The organism is Streptococcus sp. FSL E2-3494 (assembly GCF_038007085.1).
Taxonomy (GTDB): Bacteria; Bacillota; Bacilli; order Lactobacillales; family Streptococcaceae; genus Streptococcus; species Streptococcus thermophilus.
Window position 1 is genome coordinate 12,690 of the sequence record NZ_JBBOWN010000004.1, and the last position, 14,337, is coordinate 27,026.

Genomic DNA, 14,337 nt, shown 5'->3' on the forward strand with positions numbered 1-14,337 from the left:
TTACATTACACCACCAATCGTTCCACTAACTTGCCACTTTCCTATTTTTTCGTTGTATTGCATAACTACAAATACTCCACCAATGTTTTCAATATTCTTCTCTTGTTTGCTAGTTACTAGCCCTATAACCTCATATCTCAAATCATTATCCCAATCAATTTGTGAAAACATTGATCCTACTTTTTCATCATGTTGTCCTTTGTTCCGCCAATCTGCCCACTCATAGGGAAAATCATTACGCAAAATAATTTTCGTATTCTTTTCTGTTTTTTGGGTATCTAAGAACCAGGTACGCAACCATTGGCTTTTATCGTCATTTTGTTTAGAAATCGTTAGCCCTTTGGTACCGTCAACGATCACTGGATTGAAATTGAAACTTGTTTGCAAACTCGTATAAAAATCATCTGACACCTTATCGCCAAACTTGGCTTTTAAGTTATCAATCAGTTTGGTTTGTAATTCAATCGGGCTTGTACCGCCTGATCCTTCTTTCAATAATTCTTTGTTGATTTCTAAAATCACGTCACCATTAGAGAAAGAGGTGTACCAACTCTCAAAAGCTTCTGTCGCTTCGTCTGCTCGTTCTTTCGCACTTAATTTGAGTAAATGATCGCTTGAACCTTGAACGGTTTGTGAGCTGTTTTCTGTGGCTTCTCCGCTTGCTTCTGACCGGTTGCTTTCTTTGCTTGTGGTGGTGGCTGTTGGTGTCACTGGTGGTTGATTCTTATTGTTAAAATAAGAAATGCCCACAAAAGCAAGAATACCGACAACTAAAACGCCAATCACTAAGTTACGGATCACTTGACGGCTAAATTCCATTTTTTTAATACCCTCACTAGGTTCAATCCCTTTTTCTTCAATTTCTCGTTCGACCTGTTTTTGAAACATTGGGATATTCCCAAAAAATTCTTTCAATCCATTCATTTGATTTCCTCCAATCTTTAAAATGGTAATTCGCTGTTGTCATTGTTGGTTGTGTTTTCCTCTATACCTTCATCAAAACTACTTAGAATATCACTCATTAATAGTTCTTTTTCTTCCTCTTCTTCTGTTACTTCTGATTCGATCGGTTGTTCAGGTAGATTTATTTCTTTTTTATTCAAATCATTTTCTTGTTTCTTCTCGTGAAAAATTGGGGCGCTTGCTAGTTGAACTTTTCGTTGTTTGTGCTGTTTTTCCAACTCCTCAATGTATTCCTTGGCAAATTCCGTTTGACTGCTTATATAATCTTGCTGTGAAATTTCAAGCTTTTTAAGAAGATTTCCAAACAATTCAAATTGTGGCGTTTTTCTTAGCATATAAGGTTTACCGTCAATCAACACTATACTTTTTCTGCCATTTTCTTCTTGTTGTAAATTGATCACTTCGCCTTCAGTAATTAAACGCCTTTTCTGATAACCATAACTTTCTGACTTGCTACCGCTTCGATTAGTCGTTTTTGCAGACGTTTTACTCTCGCTTGTTCCGCCTGTATATACTTTGATTGTTGTATCATTTACTTGTCTTGAAAAGTATTCGGCGGTCGTTTCCTCTACACCACCTAGACATATTTTAATGGCATGATTCCCAATGATCGCTTTAAATTTCTTATCTCCGTAAAGTTCAAAGCCCTGGGGCAAAGATTGTAATATGGTACTAACTGAAATACGATACCCTCGACACGTTGCAAGAAAATTCTCATAGGTTGGAAAATAGCCTAAATTGACAAACTCGTCTAGCAACATAACTAAAGGTACTGGTAATTTTGCGTTGTGTTTATCCCCTAAAAAATATAACTCGGTAAACATTTGTTGAAAAAAGAGATTGACTAAGCCGTCCCAAGTCCGATCTAGGGGTGAAATTAGCACGTATAAACAAATTTTTGACGTTCCCAATTCCTCAAAGAAAAAATCGTTTGTACTGGTAAATTCTGCTACTTCTTTATCGACAAAGTCTTGTAAAGTCGTCAATAAACTAATAACAATGTTTGGTCTTGCTTCACTTTGTGCTTGTCGGAAGCCTAAATAATAACTGCGTTTTGCTTCGTGTCCGTCTGGCAACCGCTCAAATTGTTCATCAAGTTCTGATACACCTTCTTCATTATAGCGTGGGTCAAATTCTTCTAAGAAATCTAAAATTCCCTCAATCGTTCTTGAACTTGGTTCATACTCAAAATAAACATATTTAATCAGTGTATTTAACAAGCTTAATTGTGCATTGAACCAAAAATCTTTACGTTTTGGATCATTCTTTGCTGATACTATGACGTTTGCAATCTTGTTTGTATCATTTGATTTGCGGATATAGAGTAACGGATTGTACCTAGAACTTAGTAAAAAATCTTTAAAATTTATCACAACTGTTTTGAAGCCCTGGGCTTTTTTTATCTCATTGGTTAATTCATAGATTTCCCCTTTTGGATCAGTTACAACAATTGACGTACTGCGATTATTTACAACGTTAGGTAAAACATAACTTTGTGTTTTAAATGAACCTGGACCACCTACTACAAAAATATTTCGATTGCTTATTTTGCTATCTTCGGGTTGGATCACAACTTTTCCACTTTGAAATTTCCCTAATATTAAACCGTCTGATTCTGCTAATAAACTACTCATTTTTCCCCCTCCTCATTGATTTTTCTAATATGCTTTTCATTGATTTTTCAGGGATCAAATGAACGTTTTTCGGTGCATTTATTTCTGATTCTTCCCCCCAATAAGCCGATCCATGAACAGGGTTTGTTTTTCCGACAACCTCAAACGCTTGGCGTTTGGTAGGGTGTAGAAAGACAAACAAAACGATTAAAACAATAATCTGTACAATGAAGAACGGAATCATGTAATTAGATTGAATGATCTCTAAAAAAGTAGTGATTGGGTGCTTTAAAATAGTTGTAACAAAGGTACTCAATTCAATGTTTGTATCATTCGCAATGATATAAGGCAATAATTTAAACACAATCAATGTTACTGGTAACAATAGTAGATAGAGTATAACTAGGATAATCAGTTTCACTTGCTCTTGCTTTTTCTTCGCCATGCTTCTACTCCTCTCCTAATTGAATGGTCGTTCTTTGGGTAATTTGTTGGTTTTTAATTTGGATAATTTGGTTTATTTCAAAATCATTTTTTGTACCGTTAAAAACCTGGTGAATCGGTGCTGTTACTAGATATTGCTGTGAATTATCCTTACTTTCATAAGCAAGAATTTTTATTTCATTTTCGTTTACTGAAGACTTTTGAATCGTGTTTTGCTGTGGGCTATATGAATTGTTTACGTTGATCTCGTTTTGTAATTCTTGATAAACATTGTCTGTCGCTAATTCTTTAACCGTTGTCATAGATATTTCTTTTTGGCTTTTTTCGTAGTTATAAACTGTCTTGTAAAATTCTTTGATAATTTTTTCCGATTCGCTTTGGTTAGTGTTTTGTTCCTCTTGTTTGTCTGCTAGTTCCGTCTGTACGCTTTTTAAATTACTTTTTAAGTAACGGATCTGTTCGCCTTGCTTTATTCCAAAAACAATCATGCCTATAGTAACCACAAGTAAAACAAGCGTTGAGATAAACAAACTAACTTTTATTTTGTCAAACTCCATTTCTTCCTCTCCTTATTCAACATAACTTGCAATATTCGCAATAGAAGCTGGCACTACTCGATAACTGATTGTTCCGCTTCCTGGGTTTACTACGTTACACTCTGATACAAGAAGCGTACCGTCTGCATTTACGACTTCTACAAAGGCAACGTGTCCGTAAACTGGATCAGAGCCAAAAGAACCAGGTGGGAAAGAAATTGCTGTACCTACTTTTGGCTTATTCGTTACTTTATAGCCTAACGCTTTCCCTTTATAGCCCCATTCACCACCATTGCCCATAAAATCATCAACTGGTTTTCCTATTTGAGCCATACGATTAAAAGCATACCAGGTACATTGACCAAAAGGATAACTGCCACTGGTATTATAGTTATGTCCGTCATATCTTGGATAACGTAATTTATTTTTGTACTCACTAGGTACATCAACTTGAACAACGCCAGTATTATTAGAATTGTTTTGAACGCCCTCTGCGCTTGCCTGGCTTTCGTTAACGTATTCAAGTAATTTTGGCACATAGAACATATTTCCGTAGTTATAGCGGTAATTGTAGCCCATTGAAGTAGATAAAGCATTTACATAAGGTACCTTTTCGCCACCTGACATATTAATAGAAAATTGTTTAGCCAACTCAAAAGAATACGTTCCGCCATTTTTCACTACAAAATCAACAAAACCACCGCCATAATTATACGCTTGAAGGGCTGTTTTTATATCTGATCCTCGGTTTATAGCGCTTTTCATATTTTCTACAAAAAACTCTACTCCTCGTTGTATGCTTCGTTCGGGATCTTGAATAGTGTTCGGGGGCAGTCCTAAACTTTCACTTGATTGCATAGGGTCGCCACCTTCACCGCCTGATTCAATTTGCATAAGGGCTAAGATATAAGGCACATATTCCATACCGTCATATTGTCTAGCGTACTTTTCAACGGTACTTTTGTACCTCAAAACAGATTCACTTAAATTTTTGTTTTCTGTTGCTAGTCCGCCACTAGGGGCGGTTTGATCGTTATTAAAAATAAGAAGGAAGATTACAATGATAAAGACGAAAAAGCCTAAAATTGCTTTCGCTATCGGTTTTCGATAACGAATAAGCAGTTTAGCAGCTGTTGCTCCCATGATATGAAATCACCAACCTTCCTAATCTTTTTCAGCGTTTGTTAATTCAATCTTTTCACTAAGCAATGTGTTGTTTTCTTCTAACAAGTCATTGGTTTGTTTTTTCTTCAAGTCGTCATTTAAAGAATTATCCTTATATATATTTTCTAATTCTTCACTGTTATTTTCAATCAATAAGTCAATCATGCTGATTTGACGTTTAGGATCGATTGCTAATTTCTTTTGTGTAATTGATACTTGACGAATATTTTTTACTGTTGGAATGTCTTTTTCTTTTACTGATTTATCGATTAAAGCTTCAACAATTGTTGTATCGGTACTAGTTTGAACCAAATACTCAATATCTGTTGAATTGTCATACGCTAAAATCTTTTTGAAGTCTGCTAAATAGTCGCTTCCTGGCAAATCAAGATTTTCTATTTTTTCGGTTTCCCCTTGTTTGTACAGACTTTGAATAATTTTTTTATCTGACTTTTTATCAAGTTCATAAGCCTTAGTGTAGTCACCAAGTTTCACGTAAATATCAACTTGTTTTTTCTTAGGATAGTTGAGTTTTTGCATATCTTCTTCGATATTCTCACTATCATTATCAATAATCTTATTTAAAATAGTGATCTCTGTTTCTGCGCTTTGCTGTGTAGCCGTAACTTGTTTTTTCTCATTTACTTTCATAAGAAAAACCGTACCGCCATATAACGCAATAACACCTACAACTAACGCAATTTTTAAGCTTTTATTTCTGCGAATTTTTCGGACGTCTGCTTTCTTATCCTGTAATTCAGCAGAAAAGAAATTCTTTTGTTCTTCGGTTAGTCGATTTTTTATTAAATCTCTTAATGATTCCAAGCTTTCAACTGCTTCTACATCATTTAAAAATGAATTTTTTTCTTTTGTTAGAACCTCAATACGATTCTTCTCATACTTTTCAAGCGAAAATTTACCAAAAAAACTACAAATAAAATTTTTCCACTGCTCTAATTCTTCTTTAGTTGAGTAAGGCAAATTATCAAAATGATCTGCTTTATAAATAAATAGCAAGTCACGTGTATCTTTGAGTAGAATATTTTGCATTGCTAGATAGGTGTTTGTTTTTTCTAGTACATTCATTTCAAGTAATCGATTCACTATATCCAATTTATAAAAATCAGCATATTCTTTTAAATCTAGTAGTGGTGTATAGCCATTAGGTCGGTGATAAACAATTTCTAGCTTTCCGTCTTTGGTTAAAATCTCCTCGACATCAACAAAATATTGTTCACTTTCTTCTACATCAAAAATATGTTCTCGATTCGTCAAATATTTTTCGTTTATTTGGACGACAATGACATTCTCTTGATAGTAGAATTGTAAATTTTTCAAGATTTTGTATTTCATTTTTTTCTCCCTTCTATTGAATTTTCGATCTTAACAACCAATTGATCTCTTTCTTCGGACTAACGCCGTAAATATCTTCATATCCGCCTGGGTTAAGCAAACGCATTTCTTCCTGGGTCAAATCGACTTTAATTTTAGCCCTCTTTGTTCCATGAAAGAGTAAAGCTTCCCCTTGACGTTTTGAGGTAATGAACGATAATTCTTTTTTTGTAAGTTTAAGTTTCAACTCGTTTGAGATACCTTGCGCTTCCGTTTCATCAAGTCCAAAGAACACTTTTGTAAAGCTATTCCCAATAATTGCTTTACCGATATTATCAGGTGCTTTTAATACATCATCAATCTGTTGGGTTGATACGGTACAATCGGCGTTATATTTTCTAAAGCGTTTGTAAGCCTGGAAGAAAAAATCTGCACTAATTTTATTTTTCAGTAAAAAGTGAAATTCATCTGCATAAACAGACGTTACAATTTGCGGATTGTTGGTTATTTCTTCAAATAGATAACTAAAGCTGTTGAGGTATGCTAAATCTCTGATTCCTTCTTCGGTCTGTAAATCTCGCAAAGAGAAGCAAATTAACGGATTGTTTAAGTCAATATTTGTATGACCGTTAAATATGGTACGGCTTCCGATTGTAAAATCTTCTAATGAATAAATAAAATCTTCAATTCGCTTGTATCGTTTGGGATCAGTTTCTTCTAATGCTTTCAATCGACTTTCTAAGTCTGAAAATGTTGGAAAATCGGTATTTTCCATTTTTGACAAGTTTTTCTTTTCGTATAAATTCGTATAACATTTTTTAGCTTCTAACTTAATAATAGATAATTGACTGTCAGTCAAAGAGTGATCCACCATTAGGAAATATGGCGTTAAAATATTCATTCGTTTACTGATTTCTTTATCAATATCATTTTCAGTCATTTCAAAATCTTTGTGCTTTATTTCAAGATTTTCTACAAGTTCGTCCTCTTCAAAATCGGATAACGATTCTTTTAAATCTATATCTGGTGTATTGCGTGAGTAAATTTGAAACGGATTGATACGAACATCTGACATAGACGAAAGATTGATTATTTCGCCCCCTAGAGAACGTACACGTTCTGTTTGTTCATCTTCGGGATCAAATAAAACAATTCTGTGTTTTAGTTCTGTTGAGTTATCAGCAAAAGCATATTTTTTCAAATAGTCTGACGTTAGGTAAGTGGTCTTTCCCCCACCAGATAAACCAAAAACGAATTTATTACGATTGACTACTAATTTTCTGTTGGTGTAATCAATACTAACGATATTTTCAGTATCTTTATTAATTCCCTCAATAATCATATTTTTAGTAAATACACTTAATTCATTATCATCAAAAGGAAAAATACTGCTTGCACTGATTGAATTAGCGATTGTGTACGTGTATTCAGGCACTTCATTAGATTGTAAAGGTAAGGCACTCCAATACGCTTTATCAATCATAGTATATGGAATCAAGGCTTTTACTCCACTTGCGATACAACGTGTTTCAAAATCTTCACACAATTTTTTCAGCTTATCTTCGGACTTACTTTTGATCAAAACATAGGTATATAAATAAAGATAAGAAGTGTTTTCGTCAACGGCTTGTTCTAACTGCGTTTGTGCAATTTTCATTTCACGTTCTAAACGGATAATCGTCAACGGATCATGCGAACGATCGATCTCTGCTTGCTTGTTCTTAATGGTTCTGTTGTAATAATCATTCAATGAGTTACCGTTTGCTTTAGTGTAATAATGAGATATGGTTATATCTCCACTCATTTTACGAATACGATTAAACCAATTTCCTCTTGGTTTATTATTGTATTTTGTAATGACATAGGGAACTGCGTATGAATCATCAATCAATAATTTGTCACGTTCTACTGTAAAGTTAAATGGTGCTAAATCAGATACAACGTCCGTATCAACTTCGGGTATTACAATAATTTTCTCTTTTGGTATCTTCTCCATTTTAACGCTCCTAACTATTCAAAACCTTTTTCATCTCGCCAATCGTACAAATTTCAACCTGACAATCATATTTACTTAAAAATGCAATTAAAGCTGTTCTGATTGTTCTTGTCTTATCACGTAACACTTGATAAGACAATTCCAAACTGTCGTATGTTTCCTTTGAAATTGGTTCAGAATTAATTACAAAATGTTGTTTCTTTGAAGTTTCCATGTTACTTGCTAAATTTCTGTAATGGTAATAATAGCTAGCTTTTAGTTGTAATAAAGCTTCGTTATGCCCTGGCATTTTGCGATAATTTTCTACTGTATTCCCCCAGGCTTCTACAAAATCGTCAATTTCTACTGGTACATTCTTAGAAGTGATCTGCGGTTCATATAGAACGTTTTGAGATAGAAAGACACCAAAATCTTCGTTTAACCCTTCTTGCTCTGATACTGGCAATGTATCAACGTTTAAGCCGTCAACTTTTAGCATACTCACAAGGCTAAATTGCTTTTTTTCTGGCTGATAAACGACAAAAAAGTCTTTAAAAACGCCTTGAAATCGGGAACTATCTTCCCAATAAATCATTTCTTTTATCGTATCGCTTTTTTTATTATCGTTACTTTTGGAACTTTTTTTTAGAAAATCAAACAATGAAATCACCTCTCTTTTACACTCGTTCTTTTGGCTTTTTGTAATAGACTTTTGGTCTTTTAGAAAAGTCTTTTCTTTGCTTCATAAAATCAGATATAGAAATGTTAGGTCGGTCTGTAATTGGTTTAATCGTATAAAACGCCCATACACCACCAAATGACACCAAACCAACAATGACATAGATAATTAAAGGAAAAACGTCTGTGCTACGGAAAATAAGAATTGCCAATAGCACGCTTATTAATGCCGTACCGATCGCTTTTGCTGATTGTTTTAAATCTAGCCCTAAAATGACTGTGTACCGATCAGATACATTGGACGGAAAAAACCAAGTCCGCCCTTTTTCAGTGTCTGCATTTAACAAATCTAATAGGGCTTGTTTCACTTGATCGCTATTCATAACTAACTCCCTTCTCTATTAAGCAAGTAAGCCATACGCCCAAGGTACTAACCAAACCAACGCCCCACCTAATGCCGTAACAAGCAAAGCTGTTCCCAAGGCTTTATACATGGTATTTTTTTCTTGTGGATCATCAATAGACGGCAAATATTTAATAACAATCTTCGCACAAGCAATACCACCAACTACAACAATTAAGGCTGTTAGGACACCTTTTATAGTGTTACCTGCTTGAACTAATTTCGCTTGTGGATCAGTGGCTGCAAACACTGGATCAGTAATAAACAATGTACCCAACGCAACAACCGCACTTCCAAGCTTAAACTTTGTATCTTTGATAAATTTTTTCATTTTATACACCTCTTGTTTTTATTTTATCGCAAAGGAATATTCCTTTGTAATGATTGATTTTTTTTTGCTTTTGTTTGCTTAATCAATTTGTCTAGGTTTCGTTTTTTCTGTAGTTGGTTACCACTCAACAAACGATTAATTGACTTCGCAAATTGGAACATTTTTACAGTCACTTCATTTTTTTCTGGTACGTCTTTATCCAATTCTTGGGATTGATCTTTATTGGTATTTTCAATTTCTTTACTTAATTCTATCTTATCAGAATCAGGTAAATAAGCATTGCGATTAACAACCTTTTTCAGATTGTGTTTTGCTAATGGGCTTAGTTCATCAATATGTTTCATGCTATCTTGAACAAAAAATACACCTTGACAATCATTAGGAATTTTCACCGTCTGAATGTTAGTTAAGAAGCCTTTTGATTGTTCCAACATGGAATTAATTTCCTCACTGCTGAATCTAGCAACTCCTTCGACTTTAGAAAAATCAGTTGTTTTGTAATAGTCAGCTTTTGCAAGTAACATTTCACCTTCTATGACTGAATCTATTGAAACATTTTTATCAAATTTTCTTTCAACTTCTGATTGAACATATTCTATCAATCCTTGTTTTATTCCTATTAGTTTTTCTTTTTTAATTGATAAAATTTCTTTTCTTTCAGGGTTATTTTCTTTTGTTATACTATCTTCAACTTGTTTAATTTTTGAATCAAGATAACGGCTAGTTTGAAATGGTTTTTCTTTAAAAATCTTTTTACTTTCTTCTTTTTCTACTACTCTTTCATTGTAAATGACCTCTGCTAACTGGTCTTTATTCAATAACTGTTTTCTAAATATGGTTTCATTAACCATTGCTCTAACTTCGTGATTTGAAAATTTGTCAATATTCAAACTTGGATAAGATTTTTTGAAGAATCTTTCTGCTTGTTTGTCTAAAATTTCATTTGCCTTTGTAAGCATATCTCGTTCACTACTAATTTTACTTAACATCAAACGTTGTTTTTGAATTTCCATTTTATTATTAAAGATAAGTGAATTTTCCCATCGTTTTAATTCACCTAATCGTTTATCAATGTTTTCATCATTAATAAATAATTTCAATTCTTTTGAAAGATTTTTCAGTTCTCCTTTTTCTAAAGGTGAGAAAGTTTTTTCAAATTTTAAAGTAAAGTTTTGGTCTTGTTTTAATACTTTTTCTTGATTTTCAAGTTTATCAAGTTCGGCTAGAATATCATTGTAACTTTGAATTTCTAAATTTTTTCTTTTTAACTCGCTTATAACTCCTTTGTCTTCTAATTTTTTTGAGTAAAAACCTTCATGAATTGTTGGTAGTTCTTTTTTTCCAAGTTCCGCATGCGATTTTTCTGTTATTTGTTGATCGATATTTCTATCTTTTAAATATTGATTAACTTTGTCTGCCCAATCTTTACGAATTTCAGAAACAAGAGATTTTCTACCCCAATCATTTGTTTTAATTGAAACGGTTACTCTTTGCCCCTTTTCATTAAAAATCTGATTGCCATTTTCATCTAGTTTAGGTATTCTATGACTTTTGTTTAAGATATTGCCTTCACTATCTACTTCTCTCATTGTTAGCATAATGTGAGCATGAGGATTGTTTTCATCATCTCTATGAATGGCTACGTCTGCAATCATTCCTTCATTGACAAAATTATCTTTAACAAAATCTTCAATCAACATTCTTTGGTCTGAATTATTTAATTCAATTGGCAATGCTACATTTACCTCTCGACAAAGTTGAGCGTTTGGACTTTTTTCTGCTAATTCCATTTTATTCCATAATGTCTGTCTATCTAAAAACTCATTAGGTACATAATCAGGTTTTAAAATAAAAGCTTCTGGTTTAACAGTTCTATGGTTGTATAGATTAGTTTTTTCATATAGTTCACTATACAATTTTTCACCACTTCGATAAGAAGCCATTGCGATTAAACTTCTTTTTCCGTTTTCTCTTTTTGCTATTGTCATTGATAAATGGAAGATTGCCAATTGTATCACCTCTCTTTCTTTTCAAACATGAGCGTAGCGAATTTTAACAAACACGCTTGACGATAAAACTAACTAACAGTTAAGTTTTATAGCATAAATACGAAGTAACGAAGTTACTGCGTATAAGTGCGCCCTTAGTAAAAAATCTAAGGGAATTTTCTATAAATTAATTCTAACACTTATCAATGAGAAAGTAAATATGTTTAATCTGACATTTCCGTTTATATTTATTGATTTTAGAAATATAATATAATATGATAGACATATACAAATTATTAGGAGGGATATTTTATGGAAAACCAAGATCAAAACATCAAGACAGAAAATGAACAAATCATTCCAAAAACAAAACCAAAAAAGAGAAAGAAAAAAACTGTTTCTGATATTGAACTTCAAATTAAAGAATTACAAAAGAAGAAAGAAGAATTAATTCTAAAATCAAAAGCAGATATTGGTGATTTTGTCCTTTCTACTCTTTCAAAAAATGATATTTCTATTGAATCGATTGAAGAAAACAAAGAATTATTCTATGACGAATTAGAAACTTTATTAAATGCGAATAGTCAAAATTTTTCTGAATTACTTAAATAGTTATGGTAAATAATGATTTAAATGACATCAATAAAAAAATTGAAAAGTTGAAAATTCAAAAAAATATTTTGCGAGCGAATAGCGAGCAAAATATTAATAGAAAACAACGAACAAAACGATTAATTGAAAAAGGCGCTTTATTAGAAAAATACTTTGAAATTGACTATTTAACTGTAGAAGAAACGGAAGAATTTTTAAAAATTTTTTCTGAATATATTAAAGCAAATAAACCTAAAAAGTATCAAAAAAAGGAAAAATAATTTTCCTTTTTTTGATACTTTTTTAAATAAAATTGATTGTTCTTAATGTTTGTCCTTCCTTTTTTAATTGCTTTAATATTTCATTTACTGATTCTATATCCAAATCGTACCAATCACCAAAAGCGATAATATCACCTGATACTTTTTTTTCTATAAAATCAACTGTTAAAGTTATTTCTCTTGTTGACATTGGCGAACGTGCTTCTATTTGATATAAATCAAAATCATATTTTTGATGATTGTTTATTCCTCTCATTTCTGTTACTGTCGCTTTTATAACTTTTAAAATATTACCTTCAAAATTTATTTTTTTTATTTTAATATCCACTTTAAAACTTCCTTTCTGATAAACTTACAAGCCTTAATTGGCTTGTAAGTATTTTTTTTCTTCTTTATCTTCCTTCACCTTTTGACTTCCATACATTCCCCTTATTGTGTCCATATCATAATTTTTTCGACTACGTTTTTTATAATCGCTTGGTGCTTTATACCATGCGTATTTTTTTGGTGAATAACGAAATTCTAGGGCTTTTATGTCATCCTTATAAGGTTTTGTATTGCCTGTTAACCATATAAAAGTTCCCACGATTTCAATTGATACACCGTCCATTTTCAGATTGAAAAGTTGATTTATAATGTCCTTAAATTGTTCGGGCGTTTCAGTCGTTTCTTTTGTATAGGTTTCGCCGTCTTTGTTCTTGTGAGTGTTTTTAAGTTTGCTAAACAGTTCGTCATATTCATTGTTCAAAATTTTCATTTCTTCTTCATTCCCGCCACAATCGGGGTGTAACTTCAAAGCTAACTTTTTGTAGGCTTTTTTCAATTCTTCCAATGTTTCAACGTTTTTAATATATTTCATTTTTATCATTCCTTTTCTTTTTTATTTTTGGCTTTTTGACAACCATTTTTGTTAGGCGTTTGAGGAAGTGAAGCTGTTTTCCTCGAATGGTAAAAGCTGTGAATGTTCTACATATCTTGTTCCTTTCTTTTTTCGTTTAGGTGGTTCATTTTCGCCAGTGTGTTCGTGTCGTTTGCTGTGACGAGTACGCAACATAGACACAAAGAAAACACAAGGGCGAGCTTGCTCGTTTATATACCCTTGTGTTTTCGACTGGATATGTTAAGGTAACAAACAGTAAATGACACGTTACAGACTGCAAAATGTACCAACTGAAAAAAGAAAGTATCTGAGGTAGAGTAACGAACGGTTAGCTTTTACCATTCGAGGAAAGGTATTAGTCAAATACAAATATCTTTGCAAAGAAATAAGTTGGGTTTGGAACGAGGAGCAACTGCACCGCAAGTGGAACAACTTATTTTATCCTTCTTAGGTTTTTCTTTTTGGTGTTTTACCTAAAAGAAAAACCTAGCTATTTTTGCTAGGCTTTTTTTTTTACATTTCTTTAATTTTCAAATTTTTTATTTCCCACTCAAACCATTCGCTAAAATCTTGTTTAAAGCCGTTAATAGAATATTGCTCTTGTTCTTCTGCTTCTTTATCGTTTTGAGGGTCTAAGTAGGTCGGTTTATCTTTTGGTCTTGCGTATACACCTATCCATGTTTTAAAATCGCCCTCAAAACTGCTATCTATGATAAAGCCTTGCTCTTTTAGCTCTTCTCTTACTTGAGCTTTTAGATATTGCTGTTCTTGTGTTCCATAAAACCCATTTTCTGTAAAATCTTCTAATTGTAATTTTTTTGTTTTTTCCATTTTCTTTTCCTCTTTTCTTTTTTTGATTTTTAGTTTTTTGACAACCATTTTTGTTAGGCGTTTGAGGAAGTGAAGCTGTTTTCCTCATGTTTTAAAAGCTAGAAATAAATTACAGTGTACGCTCCTTTCTTTTTTCGTTTTGTTGGTTCATTTTCGCCAGTGTGTTCGTGTCGTTTGCTGTGACGAGTACGCAACATAGACACAAAGAAAACACAAGGGCGAGCTTGCTCGTTTATATACCCTTGTGTTTTCGACTGGATATGTTAAGGTAACAAACAGTAAATGACACGTTACAGACTGCAAAATGTACCAACTGAAAAAAGAAAG

The 14,337-nt window shown here is 32.8% G+C and carries 16 protein-coding genes; 2 read left to right on the forward strand and 14 right to left on the reverse strand.

Annotated elements, in window-relative coordinates; genetic code table 11:
- The 11 genes from NST05_RS10770 to mobQ are packed head-to-tail and all read right to left on the reverse strand — an operon-like array spanning position 1 to position 11,448.
- Positions 1–924 carry a hypothetical protein gene (locus NST05_RS10770; protein ID WP_340743048.1) on the reverse strand — a complete coding sequence of 308 codons (924 nt, stop codon included), beginning with the start codon at positions 922–924 and terminating at the stop codon, positions 1–3.
- A 17-nt stretch (positions 925–941) separates the two neighbouring features.
- Positions 942–2,597 carry a VirD4-like conjugal transfer protein, CD1115 family gene (locus NST05_RS10775; RefSeq protein ID WP_340743049.1) on the reverse strand — a complete coding sequence of 552 codons (1,656 nt, stop codon included), beginning with the start codon at positions 2,595–2,597 and terminating at the stop codon, positions 942–944.
- Positions 2,590–3,021, reverse strand: coding sequence for a hypothetical protein (locus tag NST05_RS10780; RefSeq protein WP_340743050.1), 432 nt, complete (start codon positions 3,019–3,021; stop codon positions 2,590–2,592). Before NST05_RS10780 ends, NST05_RS10775 begins: the two co-directional genes overlap by 8 nt.
- A gap of 4 nt (positions 3,022–3,025) precedes the next feature.
- The gene (locus tag NST05_RS10785; protein WP_340743051.1) at positions 3,026–3,577 is read right to left on the reverse strand and encodes a hypothetical protein; all 552 of its coding nucleotides are present in this window, start codon (positions 3,575–3,577) and stop codon (positions 3,026–3,028) included.
- Positions 3,578–3,589: 12 nt separating this feature from the next.
- Complete coding sequence (locus NST05_RS10790) at positions 3,590–4,699, reverse strand: lysozyme family protein (protein WP_340743052.1); 1,110 nt, start codon at positions 4,697–4,699, stop codon at positions 3,590–3,592.
- Positions 4,700–4,720: 21 nt separating this feature from the next.
- The gene (locus NST05_RS10795; RefSeq protein ID WP_340743053.1) at positions 4,721–6,073 is read right to left on the reverse strand and encodes a conjugal transfer protein TraF; all 1,353 of its coding nucleotides are present in this window, start codon (positions 6,071–6,073) and stop codon (positions 4,721–4,723) included.
- Between the two features lie 13 nt (positions 6,074–6,086).
- Entirely contained in the window at positions 6,087–8,048 is a 1,962-nt protein-coding gene (locus NST05_RS10800) for a VirB4 family type IV secretion system protein (RefSeq protein WP_340743054.1), read from the reverse strand.
- A 10-nt stretch (positions 8,049–8,058) separates the two neighbouring features.
- Positions 8,059–8,688 carry a hypothetical protein gene (locus NST05_RS10805; protein WP_002325627.1) on the reverse strand — a complete coding sequence of 210 codons (630 nt, stop codon included), beginning with the start codon at positions 8,686–8,688 and terminating at the stop codon, positions 8,059–8,061.
- A gap of 16 nt (positions 8,689–8,704) precedes the next feature.
- Positions 8,705–9,088: a glycosyltransferase gene (locus NST05_RS10810; protein WP_340743055.1), complete on the reverse strand. Its 384-nt coding sequence runs from the start codon at positions 9,086–9,088 to the stop codon at positions 8,705–8,707.
- An 18-nt stretch (positions 9,089–9,106) separates the two neighbouring features.
- On the reverse strand, positions 9,107–9,439 hold the full coding sequence (locus NST05_RS10815; protein WP_000713503.1) for a CagC family type IV secretion system protein: 333 nt from the start codon (positions 9,437–9,439) through the stop codon (positions 9,107–9,109).
- Positions 9,440–9,462: 23 nt separating this feature from the next.
- The gene (gene mobQ, locus NST05_RS10820; protein WP_340743056.1) at positions 9,463–11,448 is read right to left on the reverse strand and encodes a MobQ family relaxase; all 1,986 of its coding nucleotides are present in this window, start codon (positions 11,446–11,448) and stop codon (positions 9,463–9,465) included.
- A gap of 291 nt (positions 11,449–11,739) precedes the next feature.
- Here mobQ and NST05_RS10825 point away from each other — a divergent pair, with 291 nt between their 5' ends.
- Positions 11,740–12,039, forward strand: a complete 300-nt coding sequence (locus NST05_RS10825; protein ID WP_002325624.1) for a hypothetical protein — start codon at positions 11,740–11,742, stop codon at positions 12,037–12,039.
- A gap of 2 nt (positions 12,040–12,041) precedes the next feature.
- Positions 12,042–12,299, forward strand: coding sequence for a hypothetical protein (locus NST05_RS10830; protein ID WP_340743057.1), 258 nt, complete (start codon positions 12,042–12,044; stop codon positions 12,297–12,299).
- Positions 12,300–12,321: 22 nt separating this feature from the next.
- Here NST05_RS10830 and NST05_RS10835 read toward each other — a convergent pair whose 3' ends face one another.
- The 3 genes from NST05_RS10835 to NST05_RS10845 form a co-directional block, all read right to left on the reverse strand.
- Positions 12,322–12,627 (reverse strand): hypothetical protein, encoded by a 306-nt coding sequence (locus tag NST05_RS10835; protein WP_000351790.1) that lies wholly within the window; start codon positions 12,625–12,627, stop codon positions 12,322–12,324.
- Positions 12,628–12,660: 33 nt separating this feature from the next.
- Positions 12,661–13,158 (reverse strand): DnaJ domain-containing protein, encoded by a 498-nt coding sequence (locus NST05_RS10840; protein ID WP_002300565.1) that lies wholly within the window; start codon positions 13,156–13,158, stop codon positions 12,661–12,663.
- 534 nt (positions 13,159–13,692) lie between these two features.
- Positions 13,693–14,010, reverse strand: coding sequence for a hypothetical protein (locus NST05_RS10845; RefSeq protein WP_002326830.1), 318 nt, complete (start codon positions 14,008–14,010; stop codon positions 13,693–13,695).
- Between the last annotated feature and the right edge of the window lie 327 nt (positions 14,011–14,337).